Below are 18,949 nucleotides of genomic sequence, written 5' to 3'. Positions count from 1 at the left end.
ATACGGTTGAGTTTACTGCCCATCAAATCCATGGAAGTTGCGACTTACGTGGAGTGTATTCCATAAAAGTTGCCACTTTTGTGGAGTGTATTCCATAAAAGTGGATATATTTGTAAAGTTGAGAATTTAAATTCTAGACTTTCAGGACATGAACTTTTCCAGAAACCTTACTCAAGTCATCCTTAAAGCCTTTGATCGGGAGAAAGTTATTTTGCTTATCGGGCCGCGTCAGGTAGGTAAGACTACGTTGATCCGTGAATTGCTGAAAAATCAGGATTACCTGTTTTTGGATGGGGATGATCCAACTGTCAGGACACTCCTGGACACTCCAAATACACAGCAGATCAAGTCTCTCTTGGGTGCTTATAAATATGTGTTTGTGGATGAAGCACAACGGATCCCAAATATTGGTCTGACCGCCAAAGTCATTCACGATCAGATGAAGGATATTCACCTGATCATGAGTGGATCTTCATCTTTTGAGCTTTCGGGCCTCACTCAGGAGCCGCTGACAGGGCGGAAATTAACCTATCATCTGTACCCAATCAGTTGGGAGGAGTATGAAAACCAGGTCGGTTTTTTGACAGCTGAGCAAGACCTTCCCAATCGTTTGGTTTATGGATTCTATCCCGAAATCTTAACCAATCCTGAGGCAAAAGAGGAGCTTCTATATGAATTGGTGGAAAGCTATCTATACAAAGATATTTTGGCTTTGGGAATTGTCAAAAAGCCTGACGTGATCTATCGCCTGCTTCAGATGCTTGCCTATCAGGTGGGAAGCGAGGTGTCTTACAATGAATTGGGGCGATCACTGATGATTGATACCAAGACCGTGATCGCTTACATCGAGCTTTTAGAGCAGGCTTATGTGATTTACCGCTTGAGGACATTCAGCAGAAATCTCCGAAATGAGATCAAGACCAATAAAAAGATATACTTCTTTGACAATGGGGTGAGAAACGCTTTAATCAAGAACCTTCAGCCTATTGCTTTGCGAAATGATATTGGAATACTCTGGGAAAATTTCCTCATGGCGGAGCGCCTTAAGCGGATGGAATATGCGAAGATCCGGTACAATGGCTATTTCTGGCGAACGAAATATCAGCAGGAGGTAGACTACGTGGAAGAAAGAGACGGGAAGATTGCCGCGTTTGAATTTAAGTGGAATCCCGAAGCCAAAGCCTCACTTCCCACTTCCTTTGGAGAGGAATATCATCCGACTTTCAAGGTGATTCATCGGACGAACTTTAGGGAGTTTGTCACCAGCCAAAGCGATGGTGACGCTTTAGAACCCGAAAAATGAAAAAGCTGCCCGAAGAGGCAGCTTTTTATGTCTGTATCATGAAGCTATTTTTAGATCTGAAAAATGGTGGAGATTGGAATTGGACCCAGCCAATTGGTATGGCCAGCTGTCGACTGTGACCGTTGACTGTGGACTTTATTATTCGTCCAGCTTTTTACCCATCGTGTTTTCGAATCGGTCGAACATACGGATGTAGCGGTTGCGGATATTTTCGAGGAATGTCTGCTGCGTATCCATGGGATAGATCGGATTGTACTGGATGCGGTCAATGACCATATCCAGCCAGCCCTTGCCATTGTCGATCAACTCCGCATGGAAGGCTTCCACGGTGGCATCTCTGGAACCCGAAAAGGGTCCTTTTCCCTGTTTTTCAAAGTATTTGGCCATCACCTTCAGTGCAAGCTCGTGTACAGTCTCGAAATGTGAGATCAATTCCCGGGCTTTGGATTCGGTACGGACGGAACTTTCTCCCCGGCCAGCATAGATTTTCAGATCTTCCAGTGCGGTTGAGAATTGTTCCAGGCATTGCTCACAGGATTGTGCTACGGTTTTCATCATGGGATAAGTCAGTTAATCAAATTAAGAAAAATCGGCCGCTTTTGCGAAAAAGAGCCGTTGGATTTTCTGTTTCCAACGGCAATTATTTTATCGATAGAGATGGTTTGTCAAGCTACTCAGGAGAAAGCCCGGCCAAAACCTCAACAAGCTAGGCACTCGAAAGTGGTCTAGGGACCGTGGGCTTTTTACCTCACATTAAAGCTCTGTAAAAAGGGCTGCCCGTTTGGCCCGACACCTTCCAGCTGGAGCCTGCCGCTGAATTTCTCCAGGTATTTGCCCACTTCATCCGGATCTTTGGCCGGCATCTGATTGATGTGGGTGATGACGAATCCATCTCGGAAGCCCATATCTCTCAGATATCCTCTGGTCACAGAAGTGATTTTCACACCATAGGGGATTTCCAGTCGATCTCTTTCGATGGTGTTGACCGCCTCCAGTTTGGCGCCAAGCAGTCCCGAGCTGTAGAATTCTCGCTTGATCACCCCGGTCGTCCCCTCCAGATTTTGAAGCGTCAGTTCCGCGGTATTTGATTCTCCATTTCGGATGTACTCCACCATGATTTTGTCACCTGGATAATAGTAGGAAATCGCTTCTTCAAAACTTCCCTTCCCGGTAATCTTCCAGTCGGCGACCTTCGTTACGACGTCGCTTTTCATGAGTCCTGCATCTGCGGCTGCACCCTCGTTGACGACATGGGTGATGATGACGCCATCCATGTTGGTGAGACTCATGTCCTCAGCCAATTCAGGGGTGACTTCCACGACGTCCATGCCTGGGATGGCTTTTTGTACTTCCCCGTATTTGATCAGGTCATTGGCGATCTTGACGGCGACATCCACCGGCACCGCAAATCCATATCCGGTGTAGGTTCCTGTCCGGGACAGGATGGCGGTGTTGATCCCGACCAGCTCTCCGCTGATATTGACGAGGGCGCCTCCGGAGTTTCCCGGATTGATCGGAGCATCCGTCTGGATGAAACTTTCCAACGGGAACTCACCGCCGAGGATATTGATCTGGCGTTCTTTGGCAGATACGATCCCGGCTGTGACGGTCGAGGTCAGGTTGAAAGGATTGCCGACGGCCAGCACCCATTCGCCGATCTTGAGATTGCGGCTGCTGCCGCGCTTGATTTCCGGTAGATTGGTCGCCTCGATCTTGAGTACGGCAATGTCCGAGTTTTTATCCGTGCCGACGAGTTTGGCGGTATAGGTTCGCTTTTGATGGACGACTTCGATGGTTTCGGCCCGCTCGATCACGTGGTTGTTGGTGATGATGTAGCCGTCGTTTGACAGGATCACACCAGAGCCGGTGCTCACTTGTTGCGGCGGTACACCTGTGCCAAACAAGTAGTCAAACATGCTGTAACGGCTGGGATCGGTGCCGCTGAAGTTCTTGATAAAAACCACCGATTGGGTGCTCTTTTGCGAAGCTTCTACAAAGGAAATCGGCGGGTCAGCCCGCAAGGCGGAGGAAGAATAGTCTGAAGTAAACTGGGATGGGGTAGCCGAAAAGTCTTGTTGGAGACCGTACCGGGAGGTTGACTCCTGCGAATCAATCGTGGTCCAAAGTGCGGCTCCTGCCAGTCCGGCGACAAATGGAATTGCTAAGGATTTGATCAGTGTGTTCATAGGTGTATTTACCAAATAGGGTTTATACAAGTTGTCTACTCGGGACTTCGTTTACAAATTTTAAGAATGTTTTTAGCTGCGCAAAAGGCATTAATTTTCCCAAACCCCAAAAACTGATCGATTGTGCAAGGAAAAGTCTGACCAATTGGTAATTTTGCCAACCTGAACCGGAAGCCTTCCCCCAAAACGGAAGGTTTTTAGTTTGATTTAATCCCGTTGAATGACAGAAGCAAAACGTGTAGCTATCCTCGGAAGTACCGGTAGTATCGGCACACAGACATTGGATGTAATCCGCCAGCACGCCGACAAGTTTACTGTAGAGGTGCTTACCGCTCAGAATAGCTGCGATTTACTGATCGCCCAAGCGTTGGAGTTTCAGCCAAATGCGGTGGTGATAGGGAACGAAGCCAAGTACCAGAAGGTCAAAGAAGCACTCATTCCCCACGACATTAAGGTCTTTGCCGGGCAAAAAGCGATTGCCCAGATCGTAGAGATGGAGACGATCGATGTGGTCTTAACTGCATTGGTCGGCTATTCGGGATTGATTCCTACGGTGAATGCGATCAAGGCGGGGAAGCAGATTGCTCTGGCAAATAAAGAGACGCTCGTCGTCGCCGGTGAGCTGATCACCAAGCTGGCGAAGGAAAACGCGGTCAATATATATCCGGTGGACTCGGAGCATTCGGCGATCTTCCAATGTCTGGTTGGGGAGTTTCACAATCCGATCGAGAAGATCATCCTGACCGCATCGGGTGGGCCGTTTCGCGGCAAAGACCGGGCTTTTCTCGAAACAGTCACACGCGAGCAGGCGCTCAAGCATCCCAACTGGGATATGGGCGCTAAAATCACCATCGACTCTGCGTCGTTGATGAACAAAGGTCTGGAAGTGATCGAGGCGAAGTGGCTTTTTGGGCTCAAAGCCGAGCAGATCGAAGTGGTCGTGCATCCGCAAAGCATTGTACATTCGCTGGTGCAGTTTGAGGATGGTTCGATCAAAGCGCAACTCGGATTGCCCGACATGCGTATTCCCATTCAGTTTGCCCTGAGCTATCCGCACCGGTTCAAAAGTGATTTTGAGCGATTTGACTTCATGAAGTACCCTCAATTGACCTTTGAGCAACCCGATCTGAAAACATTCCGCAATCTCCAGTTGGCATTTGATGCCTTGGCTCAGGGTGGAAACGCGCCCTGTGTGTTGAATGCTGCCAATGAAATTGCCGTTGCAGCATTTCTGAGAAACGAGATAGGATTTCTTGAGATGCCAGACTTGATTGAGAGCACTTTGGGAAAAGTTGCGTTTGTCGCGCATCCGAAGTTGGACGATTACGTGGAAACAGACCGGGAGGCAAGAATTATAACAGAACAATTAATTAAGTCGAAAGTATAATGGAAACATTGATTATGGTGGGCCAACTGCTCTTGGGATTGTCAATCCTGGTAGGGCTTCATGAGTTGGGTCACTTGCTTACCGCCAAGATGTTTGGCATGAGAGTAGAAAAATTCTCCATCGGATTTCCTCCGAAAATCGCCGGATTCCAATGGGGAGAAACCGAATATTCGATCGGAGCGATCCCGCTGGGAGGCTTTGTGAAGATCTCCGGCATGGTGGACGAATCCATGGATTCAGCCCAGATGGCTGCGGAACCCCAACCCTGGGAGTTTCGATCCAAGCCGGCCTGGCAGCGACTGATCGTGATGCTGGGAGGGATTATCGTCAACGTAGTGACTGGGATTCTGATCTTCTGGCTGTTGGTGTACAACAACGGAGAGACCTATTTTTCCAGAGAGCAGATCGTAGAAAACGGGATCGTAGCATACGAATATGGAGAGGCCATCGGACTGAAGACCGGCGACAAGATCCTTGACATTAATGGCGAGCCGTACCAAAGCATAACAGATCTGACCAGTGGAAAGTCGTTGCTGAGCGAAAATGGCTACTACACCGTAGACAGAGACGGAGAGATCCTCAAAGTCGAGATTCCGCGCGGCTTTATCAATACCTTCAACTCCCAGGAGTCATTCGACAAGTTCGTTGACATTCGCTTCCCTTTCGAAGTTGGGGAAGTTGACCCGGGAAGCGGAGCGGAAGCCGCCGGGCTTCATACCGGTGACAAGATTCTGGCAATAAACGGTCAGGAAGTTCAATATTTCGACCAACTGCAAGGTTCCCTGAAGGGGATTGCAAATCAATCTGCGGAAGTCGTCAGACAAAGTGGAGCAGCTATTGATACGCTTACGATTGCGGTAAATGATTCTGCCAGGATGGGATTTGCGGTTCAGCCCCTTATCGAGCCCGTGCGAAGAGAATATGGAGTGGGAGAGGCCTTGGCAAAAGGAACAAACCGAGCCTTTACTGTGGTGATCGTCAATGCGAAGGCGATGGGTAAGATGTTCACCGGAGAAGTTTCTACCAAAAACGTCAGCGGTCCGATCGGCATGGCCAAGATTTACGGTGCTGAGTGGAGTTGGACGAAGTTTCTGGGCATCACCGGCTTGATTTCGATGATCTTGGCCTTTATGAACTTGCTTCCGATACCGGCGCTGGACGGCGGACATGTGATGTTCCTACTCTATGAGATGATCTCCGGCAGAGCTCCGTCGGACAAATTCCTGGAGAACGCCCAAAAAGTCGGCATGGTCATCCTACTTGCTCTGATGGTATTTGCGATCGGAAATGATATTCTGAAGCTGTTCAACTGAGGTTGATTCTTGGCTTTCCATAGTTTTTGAAACCGGGTTTTTTAGCCCGGTTTTTTTGTGTACGGTGAAAAATAGAAATTTTCAGAAAAAGATAGTCAAGACATTCAGGGGGTTAGTTTCTTCTTGGTTTTTTGTGGGTTGTAGAAAGCGGTTTTTAAACTTTATTTGGAAGTAAAATTAGTTATTAAGCTGTCCACTTACTAAGATCATGCGATTACCAAGATACCTGTTAATCCTCTTTACCTACTTGTTGGGTATTCAATCGACCTTTGCGCAGCAACTCATGCCCGGCTACTACATTGATCCTGCTGGAGAGCGTAAGGAAGCTTCCTACAAGTTCAACTTTGACGGGGAAAATTATGAGAAGTTTGTGATTGTGAGTGATGGTGAGGAGTTGGACTTACGCCCGGATCAGGCTTTGGAAGTTGGATTTGAAAATGGGAGAGTGTTTCAATCTATCATCTTGCCGGACGCAACGCAAAAAGCTTTTGTACTGGTGATGGTCGACGGTGAGGTGGATCTTCTGAAGTGGGAAGGCAATTATTTTCTCCGCCGATCGGATCAAATCACCCCACTCCAAGAAGTCAGATCCAGTCGAACAGTGGATGGAGAACAGGTCAATTCGACCATAAAGCAATATCAAGGTGTACTGCTCTCCGTAATGCAGCCTACTTCTGCCCAGCAAGAATTAGGCAAAGCAATTCGAACCTCGGATCTGAATGACCGTGATCTGATCAAAATTTTCCAACTCTATCATGAGCAAAACAATCTTGCTCTGGGGCAGGAAGTTGGGGTGATTCAAGGACCTGTCTTTAAAATCAAATGGAAAGTGCAGGCGGGTGTAGGAGTACAAAAGTTGCTGGAGAACTTCGAGAATCAAGGCTTTGAGTATGGTTTTGAAAGTGGCATTTCTCCTTACTTGGAGGTTGGCGCTCGATTTAGAGATTTCAGGAGCTCTCCAAGATTGATGGTAGATCTGGGAATCGGGTACTATGCCGAGTCGGACGAGATCCTGGCAAAGACTAGCCAAATTTCTTTTGAGCTCGAAGGAAAGCAGTCTTTTACCAGTTCTTCCATCGTGTTGCCTATGCAGATCCATTACATTTTCTCAAAGGGAGCGTCTGCGGAGTGGTATGCCGGCGCAGGTTTGACCTTTTGGATTACCAATTATAAAAATGATTCCGCCGAATTGGTATTGGACAATGGCGAACCCGATCTGATTACCCATACGGATGATTTTGTATTGCGAAAATCAGCTTCGCTTAGTCCAAATTTGAAACTCGGCTGGAGTATGAATCTCTCTGAAAAGAGCCATTTCTTCATCGAAGCCAAAGGTGACTTTTTGATCAAAAACTATGAAATGATCCCTTTGGTCTATTACTCTAATCACAATCTCTTAGTGGGGACATTCTCGGCGGGGATTGCATTTTGATGAATGTGAAGAGAATCTTGCCTGGGCTACTCTGTCTCTCTGCTTTCAGATTCTTGCAGAAAAAGGATTTCCCGTTTCTATTGCTAAATATCAAAAAAATCAATTCCTGAAAGATTAATTTTCTGATCGTCAACTACCTATGCGTGTGATTGTTTGTGTAGATAGTTTATTAGTTAGTTTCTTTCTAACTAGGCCTGCAATTATGGTTTTATGATTAAATGTATCTCCCGCCTAGCCGTTTTTGGCTGGCTTTTCTTTGGCGCGCTTCAGGCTTTTTCCCAAACTGACAGGCTTTCCGAGTTTGACTGGACCAATGTGGACCCATCGTCGGGACAAGAATCCGACTTTGTTGTTTTGGTTTCGGGAGAAAAGCTCTTCGGCGAAATCCTCAGAAATTTCGACAAAGCTTCATATGATGAAATACAGTTCCAAGCAGGTGGTGAGATAAAATCTTTCGTCCCCGCGGATCTTAAAGGCTTTGGCTTGGATAACGGACAGCTGTTTTTTTCGAGGATACTCCCTGGAGAAACAGCCCAGTCTTTCGTTCAAATCTTGGTTTCCGGATCTTTGGAATTGAGCGAACGCCGGGGCAGTTTGTTTCTTGACGACGGAAAAACCTATCAAAAACTGGACTCTTACGAGAAGAAGATCGATCGGGATGGCCAAACAGTCCGGAAGTTGTACAAACCCTACATTTTTATCTTGAAGACTGCGCTGAGTGGTGAATGTGCCGTGCTGCTTTATCCAAAAGTCGACCGACTCACCTTAAATCGCGACAATATCATCCGGCTGCTGGAGGACTACTATATCTGCCAGGAAGCTGAGTATCGGGTTCATGTAGAAAAGGTTCCTCAGGTGAAAATTTCCCCTACGGCTGGAGTCGGCATCTCACATTTTTCTCTCGGTTCTGCCGAGAAAAGAGAAGGTAGAAATGATCAATTTTCCAACAACCTAGCGTACCAAGGGTTTCTGGGAGTAAGATTTCACGATCTGAGAGCGATACCCCGACTCAGTATTGATGTGCGTGTAGGCTATTCGATGTTTAACACCACGGTACTCTCCAGCTCGGAGGGACCCCAAATTGTATGGACTTCATCTGAGGAAATGGAGGAAACTGCGTTCTACATTCCTGTGAGTTTCAATTATAGCGTAGTAAAAAATCAGCAATCGGAGCTTTATCTTGGAATTTCAGGAGGGCTATGGATCCAGGAGGTGACTACATCCGGAGGGATTGTTGATCTGACAAATATAAGTACGGGCGATACGAGATTGTACGAGGGCGAGATCGTAGAAGTATTTGATTCTAATTTTATCCCCGGCCTTAAGGTCGGCTATACTTTGGCGCTTAGCTCCAAGATGCGACTGCTGATGGAGCTGGAAGCCAACACCCAAAAGGAGTATTACCTTTTCGATGTGCTGCAGAATAAATCGCGCTACTCCCGGAATAGGCTGTCATTTCAAGTAGGTTTAGAATTTTGAGATCATGATGAGACAGATTGTAATAGCGGTTTTTTCGGTTTGGGTGCTGACCTCGTGTAGTGAGGATGAGGTTGTGCCGCGGACTAATCCACGATTTAGCGTGGCCTTCGTCCAGACAGTAGACGCAAGTGGGGTGGAGTTCGCTGCCAACATGTATGACTTCGGCTCCGAGGAGATTTTGGAACACGGTTTTGTGTTCGGTTCAGGCGGACCCTTGACTGTGGAAACTTCCGAGATAGTCAGATCGGCGGGATCTCCGGCTTCGGAGTTTCGCCTAAAGACTACGTATGGGATGAATGTTGGCGACCAGATGATCGTATCAGCGTTTATAAAAACTGACTCAGGAGTGGTGTATTCAGAGCCTTTTTCCTTCACGAGTCAGGGCTCCGAGGGCTTTGTTTTTGAGCGGTACGAAGTGCCCGAGCAGGTCTACTTTGGAGATACCATCCGGGTCTATGCAAAGTCTCTCCCACGCTCACTCAACCAGTATTCGGTACAGATGCAGGGACAGCTTGTCTCCATCAGCAAAGTCGGAGAGGGCTATTTTGAGTTTTTGATACCAGGCCACCTTACTTTCGAGGAGTATGGGAATGTTGTGGATGTATTTAGCACTGATCTCCAGATCGCCGGCAAGAGTCTCCATCTGGAGATTCCCCTTCACTTCAGAGATGCGGAGTTTGTCGTCGGAGAGATTCAGGACGTTCACTACGGAGAGGAAGTGACGATATCAGGCAAGTTTCTGTTTTCGGACAGAGTCGAGGTCAGGCTCAAAAAGGAGGCAAATTCCGGATGGGAAGTGCCTTTGGTTTCTTACAGCGACCAAAAGATCGTTATCGCCGCAAGGTTTAATAACTATATCTATGATGGGGACTTATTTGTGAAGGTCAGAGGCAAGGAATACGCGCTTCCGGACATTTATAGGATGAAAGGTTCCGAGTTGTTGCCAAACCAGACTTACTCAGGATTGACCAATCAATATTATGAGGTTAAGGGCGAGCACTTTATCGCGGAGTATCAGTCAAATAGTTTTACAACTGATATTCCCGGGGTCACGGTGAATTCGGAATACGCTTTTTCAAACGAATCGGGGATTAATTTTGGAGGGAACATCGTTTCCCGGAATCTAAAGGTCTATGCAAACAATTATGGACAAAAGTCTCAGAACTACGCAGAATTCCACTTTACGAATCCAAGCCTTCGCCATATGGAGATACCTAACGAATTTGCTGTTTATAGATTTGTCCAGGAAAGTGGAGTGACTGTAGATGGGGTGGGGTACTTCTTCCTCGAAAGGAATGTATATAAACTTGATCCCGGTACGCGCAAAGTAGAGAAAGTTGCAGTGGCTCCTGAGAGTATCTTCAATCTTGCAGGCGGGTTTTCCTACTATGCCAGTAACGGGAAAATCTATCTGGGAGCTATCAGCAGCTCTCCGTCCCAGAATTCCTTTTGGGAATTTGATCCCAGAACAAACAAACTTAGACAGCTCGCCAACATTCCTTCCATAGCCAATAAGCCAAAGCTGGTTTATTCTACAGAGTCATACTTGTATTATGAAGGTGGGTACAAATTTGCCGCAGGCGGATATATTTGGGATCCTGGAGTGTATCGATATACGATTGCAACAGATAAATGGGAGAAGCTGCTCAGGGAATTTGATAATGATGAATATACCCGATTGTTCAGAACCTTCAGATATGATGGGCAGCTCTACTCGATTTTGACAAATCCCGGGTCTATTTATCCGAAAATCAAGCGTTTCAATCCGACGTCTGAAGCGTGGGAAGATTTTGCGGATTTGGGACACTATGGCGGAGTTACGTCCGCCAATGAAATATTCGTCGTAGGAGATTGGGTGTACAGTTTTTATCCTGAGGAAGTTTCTGCTTACAACATGAAGACCCGCGACACCAAAATTTGGCAGCATGGATTCTACGTTTCATCTTTCAATTGGAACTACTCTTTTCGAGCCAACGGCAAAATATACGTTACAAAGGATAGATTCCTCTACGAATTTGATCCGGAATATTTCGATCAGTAACTGCCATTCTGACCCGATCCCCTTTTGGCATTGACCTTGACTTAATTGGAAGAACCTTCGTATATAGTAGGTTCTTCTTTTATTTTAGCTATATCCTGACAGCCCGGCTGTCAATCTGTCCATATGAATCAATTTGAAAATACGTTCTTCCAAAACCTCATGACTGGCGACTATTCCGGCGAAGGTGATCTGATCCAACTGATCACCGACGAAGAAGAGGAAGATCCCAGCAAAGAGGCGTTTGGTGAAGATATCCCCATCCTTTCTGTTCGAAACACAGTTCTTTTTCCCGGTGTGGTGATCCCTATTACAGTCGGCCGGCAGCGCTCGATCCGACTGGTAAAGAAAGCCCACAAAGGCGATAAGCTGATCGGAGTCTGTGCGCAGATCAACCCAAACAATGACGATCCCGCTTGGGATGACATCTATTCTGTGGGGACTTTGGCCAAGATCATCAAGATGATCGTGCTTCCCGATGGGAATACGACGATTATCATTCAGGGGAAAAAGCGATTCAAAGTCCGCGAACAGGTCACTGACGATCCGTATTTCCTTGCCAAGGTGGATTACTTGGACGAGAATTTCCCCAAAAACTCCAAGAAGATCAAGGCACTGGAAGAGTCTCTAAAAGAGGCCGCAACGAAGATCCTACACCTCAATCCCGAGATCCCCCGCGAAGCGCAAGTCGCCTTGGACAATATTGACAACACGGCTTTTCTTACCCACTTTCTGTCTTCCAACATCAACGCACCGGTGGAATCCAAGCAGCGGTTGCTGGAGATCAACGACGGCGTGGAGCGCGCTACACTCTTGCTGGAGTACATGATGAAGGACATCCAGATGCTGGAGCTCAAGTCGGAAATCCACAAAAAGGTCCATACCGACATCGATCAGCAGCAGCGGGACTACTTCCTCAGACAGCAGATGAAAGTCCTCCAGACCGAACTGGGAGAAGAAGGGCCAGAGAAGGAAGTCGAAGATCTACGCGAAAGAGGAGATCTGAAGCTTTGGTCGAATGAAGTGAAGAAGCATTTTGACAAGGAGCTGGGCAAGATCCTGCGGATCAACCCGGCAGCGGCAGAATATCCCATCGCGCTTAACTATGCAGAGACCTTGGTGGATTTGCCTTGGAACGAGTTTACGCAAGACAACTTTGACCTGAAGCATGCGAAGGCAATCCTGGATCACGATCACTTTGGCTTGGAGAAAGTCAAAGAAAGAATCATCGAATACCTCGCGGTATTGAAGCTAAAGAACGACTTGAAAGGCCCAATCCTTTGCCTTTATGGCCCTCCGGGTGTCGGAAAGACCTCTTTGGGGAAATCGATCGCTGCCGCATTGGGTAGAAAATACATCCGGATGTCGCTCGGCGGATTGCACGATGAAGCGGAGATCCGAGGTCACCGCAAGACCTATGTCGGTGCGATGCCGGGCAAGATCATCCAAAACATGAAAAAGGTGAAGATCTCAAATCCCGTCTTTGTGCTGGATGAGATCGACAAGCTTTCCTCGGATTTCCGGGGCGATCCTTCTTCGGCTTTTCTGGAAGTACTCGATCCGGAGCAAAACAGCACCTTCCTTGACAACTATCTGGAGGTAGAATACGACTTGAGCAAAGTGCTCTTCATCGCTACCGCCAACTCACTGGACTCGATCCAACCCGCTCTCAGAGACCGGATGGAGATCATCGAGGTGACTGGATATACCCAGGAGGAAAAGCTCGAAATCGCCAAACGTCACCTCGTACCAAAACAGCGAAAAGAGCATGGGTTGAAAGCAAAAGACATTGCTTTTGACAAGGCAGCTCTGGTGAAGGTCATCGAAGACTATACCCGCGAGTCTGGCGTCAGAAGTCTGGAACGGGCGATCGGCAAAGTGATCCGTAACATTGCCAAATCCATCGCCATGGAGGAGGAATACGATCATAAGATCACCGCAGCGACGGTGCGGAAGATTCTGGGTGGGGAGATTTTCGACAAGGAAACCTACCAGGACAACAGTGTGGCTGGAGTGGTCACAGGCTTGGCATGGACTAGCGTGGGAGGAGAGATTCTGTTCATCGAGTCCAGCCTCAGCAAGGGTCGCGGCAAGCTGACACTCTCCGGCCAGCTGGGAGAAGTGATGAAAGAATCAGCGATGACGGCACTTTCCTATCTGAAATCGAAGGCTGAAACCCTGGGTATTGACCACCGGATTTTTGAGCAGTATGATCTACACATTCACGTGCCGGCTGGTGCGGTGCCAAAGGATGGACCGTCGGCGGGGATCACCATGCTGACCGCCATGGCATCGGTTTACACCCAGCGCAAAGTCAAGTCGAAAGTCGCGATGACAGGAGAGATCAGCCTCATCGGTAAAGTCATGCCGGTCGGTGGAATCAAGGAGAAGATCCTCGCTGCCAAAAGAGCTGGGATTAAGGAAATCATCCTTTGCAAAAAGAACCTTCGCGATATCGAAGAGATCGATCCTCAATATGTAAAAGGAATTGAATTCCATTTCGTTGACAAGGTGAAAGAGGTTTTGGATATCGCCTTGACCAAGTCACTCGTAGATCAGCCTTTGAAATTCACCTTCTCTCCGGAGACGAAACCGATTCAAGAATAAAGCTTCGAGGCTTCTTCTGACCACCAGAGGAAGCCGCTTTTCTTTTTGAGATCGAAAACCACTATTAGTTAACTATACCATAGATTCCCCATGAACGAAATTGATTCTTTGACTCCAAGGCAGATCGTCACGGAGCTTGACAAATACATTATCGGACAGAAAGACGCCAAGCGAAATGTCGCGATTGCCCTGCGCAACCGTATCCGCCGCATGATGGTAAAGTCCGAAATCCAAAAAGACATCGTGCCCAACAACATCCTGTTGATCGGGAGCACCGGTGTCGGAAAGACTGAAATTGCCCGCCGATTGGCGAAGATTGCCAATGCTCCTTTTACCAAAGTGGAGGCGTCTAAGTTCACCGAGGTGGGGTATGTCGGGCGCGATGTCGAGAGCATGGTCCGTGACCTCGTGGAGCAAGCCGTTCATCTGGTCCGTGAGATCAAGAATGAAGCGGTAAAGATCAAAGCCGCTGAAGCGGTGGAGGAAATCATCTTGGATATCTTGATCCCGCCGGTGAAGAGTGCAGGTTTTGCACGGGCAATCCCTGTCGATACAGACTTGGAAGGTGAACCGAGCTCAGATGCTGATCTCAATGAGCGGACGCGGGACAGGTTTCGCGAAAAGCTGAGAAATGGCGAACTGGATGATCGCAAGATCGAGATCAATGTCAAAGCGAGTTCCTCAGTTGGAATCGGAATGATCGGCAATGGGATGATGGACGACGCCAGTATGGCGGGACTTCAGGATATGATCTCAGGCATGATGCCCAAAAAGACCAAAAAGCGTAAGCTCAGTATTGCAGAAGCCAGAAAGGTCTTGCTGGAAGAGGAAGTTTCCAAGTTGGTGGACTTTGACGAAGTCAAGGAAGAAGCCATCAAGCTCGCCGAAAACAACGGGATCATCTTCATAGACGAGATCGACAAGATCGCTTCCAAATCGGGAAAAGGCGGTGGCGGTCCCGATGTCAGCCGCGAAGGTGTGCAGCGCGATTTGCTGCCAATCGTAGAAGGATCTGCGGTGAGCACCAAGTATGGCGTGGTGAATACGGATCACGTGCTGTTCATCGCCGCCGGAGCCTTCCATGTGAGCAAACCTTCGGATTTGATCCCTGAGTTGCAGGGTCGTTTTCCGATCCGCGTAGAGCTGCAGAGTCTGACTCAGGAGGATTTTTCGAGGATTCTCCGCGAACCAAAAAATGCGCTGACTAAGCAGTATCAGGCGCTTTTTGAAGCAGAACAGGTCTCTTTGGAATTTTCTGAGGACTCCATCGAAGAGATCGCTAGAATAGCATTCGTAATCAATCAGGAGGTAGAAAATATCGGTGCGAGAAGGCTTCACACGGTCATGAGCCACTTGCTCAACGACTTCCTGTTTGAAGTGCCGGACGTGATCGAGCCCAATTCCAAGATCATGGTCACTAGGGAGATGGTGCTCGACCGACTCAATTCGCTGGTCAAAAACCGGGATCTTTCGCAGTACATACTTTAAAATTACAGGCACTTCGGTGCCTTTTTTATGCCATGAAAAAATCGCTTCTCATCCTCACCGGACATTCCAAAGGCTTGGGCAAAGCCATCTTGGAAAGATTTCAATCGGAGGGAAATTTCCAGATAATCGGAGTTTCCAGATCGGGGTTGGATATTCCAAAAGACAGCCTCACTGAAATAGCCTTGGATTTGAGCGATTTGGACGTGTTGGAGGCAAGTCTTTCGGAGATTTTTCCGACAGGAGATTTTGAAAAAGTAGTCTTGATCAACAACGCCGGGTGGATCGGGGAGGTCAAGCCCGTCGGCAAGCTTCAACCGGCGGAAATCAGAAAAGCGATGAATCTGAATCTCGTAGCCCCGATGATTCTCACGGATGCTTTTGTCAAGACGTATTCAGAACTGAATGGACAGAAGATAATCTGCAACATCAGCTCCGGTGCAGCGAGCAAACCTATGGCAGGTTGGGCGGAATATTGCAGCGGCAAAGCTGGATTGGCGATGTTTTCGAAAGTAACGGCAGCCGATCTCAGTGCACAGGGATTCGAGGTCTTTGCCGTTGCTCCCGGTATCGTTGACACTGAGATGCAGGCGGAAATCAGAACCTCCGATTCCGTGGATTTTCCGGCGCTGGATCGCTTCAAAGATTTTAAGACAGAGGGAAAGTTGCTGCCTCCGGAGACGGTAGCCGAAAAGATCTTTTATCTCGTAAACAATCCCACTCTTTTTCCTGACGTCGTTCAGGATGTGCGGGACTTTGAACTGCCCTAGTTCTTCTTTTTTGGGTAGTCGTAAAACCACACTTCGACAGTTTCAGGTTTCAGATCAGCCCAGTGTTCTGACTTTAGTTTGAATCCGTACTGGCCTGAAGTGGGCAGGTTGTCGGTTTCTCCTCCAAGATAGGTGACCAGGTCAGTGAAGCCCGGATTGTGCCCAAAAATCAGGATGGTATTGTGGCGGTCATCCTGCGTTCGGAGATGCTTTAAGATCGAATGGGGAGAAGCATGAAAAAGGCTGCTTTCGAGTATGATTTTGTCCTTAGGATAGCCCAGTTCTTTGGCGACAAATTTCGCAGTGTCTTTGGCACGGAGCGCGGAGGAGCTGATCATCAGATCAGCCTGAATACCCCGTTTATTGAGCCGTTTGGCCATTTTTGGGGCATCCTCGAGGCCTCGCTCAGCGAGTGGGCGATCATGATCGCTCAGCGAAGGATCGTCCCAGGCCGATTTAGCATGCCGTATCAAAATTAATTTCTTCATATCGCCTGATAAAGAACGATTATTTTGTTTTTTTTGATCAAATATTTACTTTTAACCACTTTCAATTACAATTTATCACTATTTATTATGTTTACCGGAACAGTAAAATTTTACAACGACGCCAAAGGGTTTGGATTTATCGTTGATGATGAAACTCAGGGTGATGTGTTTGTGCATGCAACTGGATTAGTTGACAAAGTCGCACAAAACGACAAGGTCACTTACGACATCAAAGATGGGAAAAAAGGCCCTAATGCCATTAACGTCAAGAGAGCCTAATCCCTTCGAGAGAATGCTCTAGTGCAAATTATCCTCCGGATCTGTTTTCGGAGGATTTTTTTTGTCCTCCTTGTTTAGTAAGTCCGCGGAATCCGTCTCTTCCGCAGGCAAATCGGTCGACGTGGAATCTTTTTTTGGTAAGCCGATTTCGGTGATTTCTTCGGGAAGACTTTTGACATAGAGATCCCGCTTTGGAAAGGGAATTTCAATCTTATTTTCCTTGAAACTCTCGAAGATCGCATTCATGACTTCGTTGCGCATCTCCAGCATCATATCCATGGATTCGATCCAGAAGAGCACGCGAAAATCCACCGAACTTTCATTGAAGTTCTGCATAAGCACCCTGGGCATTGGAGTTGTCAGGATCTTGTCTCTTTTGAGAACTTCTTCTATGAGCGTTTTGACTTTTTGCATGTCAGAGTTATAGCCCACGCCAATGATCAGTTCAATTCGGCGTCTTTTGTCGGATAGCGTCCAGTTGATCAGGCTTTGCGACAGCAAGTCACCGTTGGGGATGACCACCTCTGCGCCGTCGTAGGAAAGGATCTTGCTGGCTCGGATTCCGACCTCTTTTACCTGTCCGCTATTGAGGCCCACTTCGATGTCGTCGCCAATCTGGATGGGTCGCTCGAAAGCAAGTATTACACCGGATACCAGATTGTTGATGATGGTCTGGAGACCAAAGCCGATGCCGACGGACAACGCTCCGAGCACAATGGTGACTTTGTCCAGCGGGATCTCCGCGGCGGTGGCGGCGATGATGAACCCGACAATCAAGACCGCCAGACGGATCAGGAGGATCGAGCTTCCGAGACGCTTGGTTCGGTTGCCGGCGTATTGTTGGTCTTTGAGGGAGGCAAAATAGGCAACGTTGTTTGCAAGAACGTAGGCGCCATAGATCAGCCCGCCGAACAGTAAGATGCTGCCAAAGGTAAAGGCGGTCGCTCCCAGCAGTCGTTCTTTGGTAAGGAATTGGGTCAGCGTTTCCTGCACATAGTCGCTTAGTGCGAGATTGTGCAGCAGCATATTGATCCAGAAGAAGATTGCGAGAAACGTGAAAAATCCCCGGATCCGATCCTGAATTCCCTGGAAGTGCATGTAAGAAGTAAAAGCATCCGAATCTCTTTTGTTTTCGACGATCACATAGATGATCTCCATGATGACTTTGATAAAGAGATACAGCGTGATCGCATGGATGAACCCGACTACACCTGCTACACTTAGGAGTTTTGCCAGACTATATCTGGCAAATACATTGGCGATAACCCCCATGACGAGAAACGTCATTGTCAAGATCCGCAGGCTTAGCAGGAACTTGATCTCGCTCTTGTCGTTTGATTTGAATTTTTTCGGGATTTGCCACAGCAGGTAGATGACGGTGAGGTTTCCCAGCTGAAAATAGATCCGTTCCTGATAGGCGATTTCCCAATAGAGATTGCTGATAGAGAAGAATGCGAAGACGGCGACCAGCACCAGCCACCGGAGGAATACACGGCGTGGAAATGCCAGGTGAATCAAGATCGACGAGAAAATCACCAACAAGTACATGAAAAAAGTCAACAGCGCCACGGACCCGGTGTCAAACATGAAGAATACCAAAGGAAGCGCGGCCACCATTACGGATGGAAACGGTCTTTTGGACAAGTACTTCACTCTTTCCAGGATGATTTTACCATACTCTTTGTCTTTTTCGATCTTGCTCATGGTGAGATCTACCGACACGAAACAGGCGATCAAGATCAAGATTGCGAGCACGGTGGTAAACATGTCGGCACGCAATTGTCGCAACAGAAATAGATAATTGAGTTTGAACGAATCAACCGTGATCTGGAGGATTGACTTGGGGGAGGGGATGGAATAGGACTCCCAGATGAAATTGATCTCTGACTCGTCCTAAAAACAGTTTACAGGTTATAGTTTAAATCCTGATACTGATTGACTGTTTTTGGTTCGTCCTTTTATAGGTTTACAAGTGTACGATTTTTGGCATAGTAGTTTTTCCACAACCGATCTGTTTTTTGATTGGTTTGGTGGATTTCCTCAGGTGTTTTGTTTCCTATACTCATATGAGGTCGTTCTTGGTTGTAGAGGTTGACAACGTGGGAAAGCAACTCGTTTGCCTCTTGTATGGAATTTACTTCATAGCAATCCAGGTATTCTCCTTTGATAATTCCATTGATCC

At 47.6% G+C, this 18,949-nt stretch carries 15 protein-coding genes; 10 read left to right on the top strand and 5 right to left on the bottom strand.

The window, feature by feature from the left end; translation table 11 throughout:
- Nucleotides 1–148: 148 nt before the first annotated feature.
- On the top strand, nucleotides 149–1,303 hold the full coding sequence (locus G459_RS0121530) for an ATP-binding protein (RefSeq protein ID WP_035456625.1): 1,155 nt from the start codon (nucleotides 149–151) through the stop codon (nucleotides 1,301–1,303).
- Between the two features lie 138 nt (nucleotides 1,304–1,441).
- Here G459_RS0121530 and G459_RS0121520 read toward each other — a convergent pair whose 3' ends face one another.
- Nucleotides 1,442–1,861, bottom strand: coding sequence for a nucleotidyltransferase substrate binding protein (locus G459_RS0121520; protein WP_245588225.1), 420 nt, complete (start codon nucleotides 1,859–1,861; stop codon nucleotides 1,442–1,444).
- Nucleotides 1,862–2,046: 185 nt separating this feature from the next.
- On the bottom strand, nucleotides 2,047–3,489 hold the full coding sequence (locus G459_RS0121515; protein ID WP_026969473.1) for a S1C family serine protease: 1,443 nt from the start codon (nucleotides 3,487–3,489) through the stop codon (nucleotides 2,047–2,049).
- A 220-nt stretch (nucleotides 3,490–3,709) separates the two neighbouring features.
- Between G459_RS0121515 and G459_RS0121510 the strand changes: the two genes are divergently transcribed.
- From G459_RS0121510 to G459_RS0121470, 8 genes are all read left to right on the top strand, one after another.
- Nucleotides 3,710–4,876, top strand: a complete 1,167-nt coding sequence (locus tag G459_RS0121510) for a 1-deoxy-D-xylulose-5-phosphate reductoisomerase (protein ID WP_026969472.1) — start codon at nucleotides 3,710–3,712, stop codon at nucleotides 4,874–4,876.
- A complete protein-coding gene (gene rseP / locus G459_RS0121505; protein ID WP_026969471.1) occupies nucleotides 4,876–6,189 on the top strand; it encodes an RIP metalloprotease RseP in 1,314 nt (437 codons plus the stop codon). The genes G459_RS0121510 and rseP overlap by 1 nt, the downstream gene beginning before the upstream one ends.
- Before the next feature lie 208 nt (nucleotides 6,190–6,397).
- Nucleotides 6,398–7,621, top strand: a complete 1,224-nt coding sequence (locus G459_RS0121500) for a hypothetical protein (RefSeq protein ID WP_157373406.1) — start codon at nucleotides 6,398–6,400, stop codon at nucleotides 7,619–7,621.
- A 210-nt stretch (nucleotides 7,622–7,831) separates the two neighbouring features.
- Nucleotides 7,832–9,100 (top strand): outer membrane beta-barrel protein, encoded by a 1,269-nt coding sequence (locus G459_RS0121490; protein ID WP_026969469.1) that lies wholly within the window; start codon nucleotides 7,832–7,834, stop codon nucleotides 9,098–9,100.
- 4 nt (nucleotides 9,101–9,104) lie between these two features.
- The gene (locus tag G459_RS0121485) at nucleotides 9,105–11,141 is read left to right on the top strand and encodes a Kelch repeat-containing protein (protein ID WP_026969468.1); all 2,037 of its coding nucleotides are present in this window, start codon (nucleotides 9,105–9,107) and stop codon (nucleotides 11,139–11,141) included.
- A gap of 123 nt (nucleotides 11,142–11,264) precedes the next feature.
- Nucleotides 11,265–13,745, top strand: coding sequence for an endopeptidase La (gene lon, locus G459_RS0121480; RefSeq protein WP_026969467.1), 2,481 nt, complete (start codon nucleotides 11,265–11,267; stop codon nucleotides 13,743–13,745).
- A 90-nt stretch (nucleotides 13,746–13,835) separates the two neighbouring features.
- Complete coding sequence (gene hslU, locus G459_RS0121475) at nucleotides 13,836–15,233, top strand: ATP-dependent protease ATPase subunit HslU (protein ID WP_026969466.1); 1,398 nt, start codon at nucleotides 13,836–13,838, stop codon at nucleotides 15,231–15,233.
- A gap of 32 nt (nucleotides 15,234–15,265) precedes the next feature.
- A complete protein-coding gene (locus tag G459_RS0121470; protein ID WP_026969465.1) occupies nucleotides 15,266–16,000 on the top strand; it encodes an SDR family NAD(P)-dependent oxidoreductase in 735 nt (244 codons plus the stop codon).
- Here the strand turns inward: G459_RS0121470 and G459_RS0121465 are convergent.
- Nucleotides 15,997–16,488: a SixA phosphatase family protein gene (locus tag G459_RS0121465; protein WP_026969464.1), complete on the bottom strand. Its 492-nt coding sequence runs from the start codon at nucleotides 16,486–16,488 to the stop codon at nucleotides 15,997–15,999. The two genes, G459_RS0121470 and G459_RS0121465, sit on opposite strands and share 4 nt — an antisense overlap.
- An 87-nt stretch (nucleotides 16,489–16,575) precedes the next feature.
- Here G459_RS0121465 and G459_RS0121460 point away from each other — a divergent pair, with 87 nt between their 5' ends.
- Nucleotides 16,576–16,767 (top strand): cold-shock protein, encoded by a 192-nt coding sequence (locus tag G459_RS0121460; RefSeq protein ID WP_026969463.1) that lies wholly within the window; start codon nucleotides 16,576–16,578, stop codon nucleotides 16,765–16,767.
- An 18-nt stretch (nucleotides 16,768–16,785) separates the two neighbouring features.
- Here the strand turns inward: G459_RS0121460 and G459_RS28205 are convergent, their stop codons facing one another.
- Both G459_RS28205 and G459_RS28200 read right to left on the bottom strand, forming a co-directional pair.
- A complete protein-coding gene (locus tag G459_RS28205; RefSeq protein ID WP_051315357.1) occupies nucleotides 16,786–18,534 on the bottom strand; it encodes a mechanosensitive ion channel family protein in 1,749 nt (582 codons plus the stop codon).
- Between the two features lie 191 nt (nucleotides 18,535–18,725).
- On the bottom strand, nucleotides 18,726–18,949 hold a 224-nt coding region (locus G459_RS28200), incomplete at its 5' end, for an integrase core domain-containing protein (RefSeq protein ID WP_035456624.1).

The sequence above is a fragment of the Algoriphagus terrigena DSM 22685 genome (assembly GCF_000429445.1).
In the GTDB taxonomy this organism is placed as follows: Bacteria; Bacteroidota; Bacteroidia; order Cytophagales; family Cyclobacteriaceae; genus Algoriphagus; species Algoriphagus terrigena.
The sequence above is the reverse complement of the archived record's forward strand: the minus strand, read 5'-3'. Positions and strand labels throughout refer to the sequence as shown.

Bases quoted from the DNA above. Each gene is read 5' to 3' on its own strand.
- hslU (WP_026969466.1), top strand. From the start codon at position 13,836: ATGAACGAAATTGATTCTTTGACTCCAAGGCAGATCGTCACGGAGCTT.
- G459_RS0121470 (WP_026969465.1), top strand. From the start codon at position 15,266: ATGAAAAAATCGCTTCTCATCCTCACCGGACATTCCAAAGGCTTGGGC.
- G459_RS0121530 (WP_035456625.1), top strand. From the start codon at position 149: ATGAACTTTTCCAGAAACCTTACTCAAGTCATCCTTAAAGCCTTTGAT.
- rseP (WP_026969471.1), top strand. From the start codon at position 4,876: ATGGAAACATTGATTATGGTGGGCCAACTGCTCTTGGGATTGTCAATC.
- G459_RS0121465 (WP_026969464.1), bottom strand. From the start codon at position 16,488: ATGAAGAAATTAATTTTGATACGGCATGCTAAATCGGCCTGGGACGAT.
- lon (WP_026969467.1), top strand. From the start codon at position 11,265: ATGAATCAATTTGAAAATACGTTCTTCCAAAACCTCATGACTGGCGAC.
- G459_RS0121460 (WP_026969463.1), top strand. From the start codon at position 16,576: ATGTTTACCGGAACAGTAAAATTTTACAACGACGCCAAAGGGTTTGGA.
- G459_RS0121515 (WP_026969473.1), bottom strand. From the start codon at position 3,489: ATGAACACACTGATCAAATCCTTAGCAATTCCATTTGTCGCCGGACTG.
- G459_RS0121490 (WP_026969469.1), top strand. From the start codon at position 7,832: ATGATTAAATGTATCTCCCGCCTAGCCGTTTTTGGCTGGCTTTTCTTT.
- G459_RS28205 (WP_051315357.1), bottom strand. From the start codon at position 18,534: ATGTTTACCACCGTGCTCGCAATCTTGATCTTGATCGCCTGTTTCGTG.
- G459_RS0121500 (WP_157373406.1), top strand. From the start codon at position 6,398: ATGCGATTACCAAGATACCTGTTAATCCTCTTTACCTACTTGTTGGGT.
- G459_RS0121510 (WP_026969472.1), top strand. From the start codon at position 3,710: ATGACAGAAGCAAAACGTGTAGCTATCCTCGGAAGTACCGGTAGTATC.
- G459_RS0121485 (WP_026969468.1), top strand. From the start codon at position 9,105: ATGATGAGACAGATTGTAATAGCGGTTTTTTCGGTTTGGGTGCTGACC.
- G459_RS0121520 (WP_245588225.1), bottom strand. From the start codon at position 1,861: ATGATGAAAACCGTAGCACAATCCTGTGAGCAATGCCTGGAACAATTC.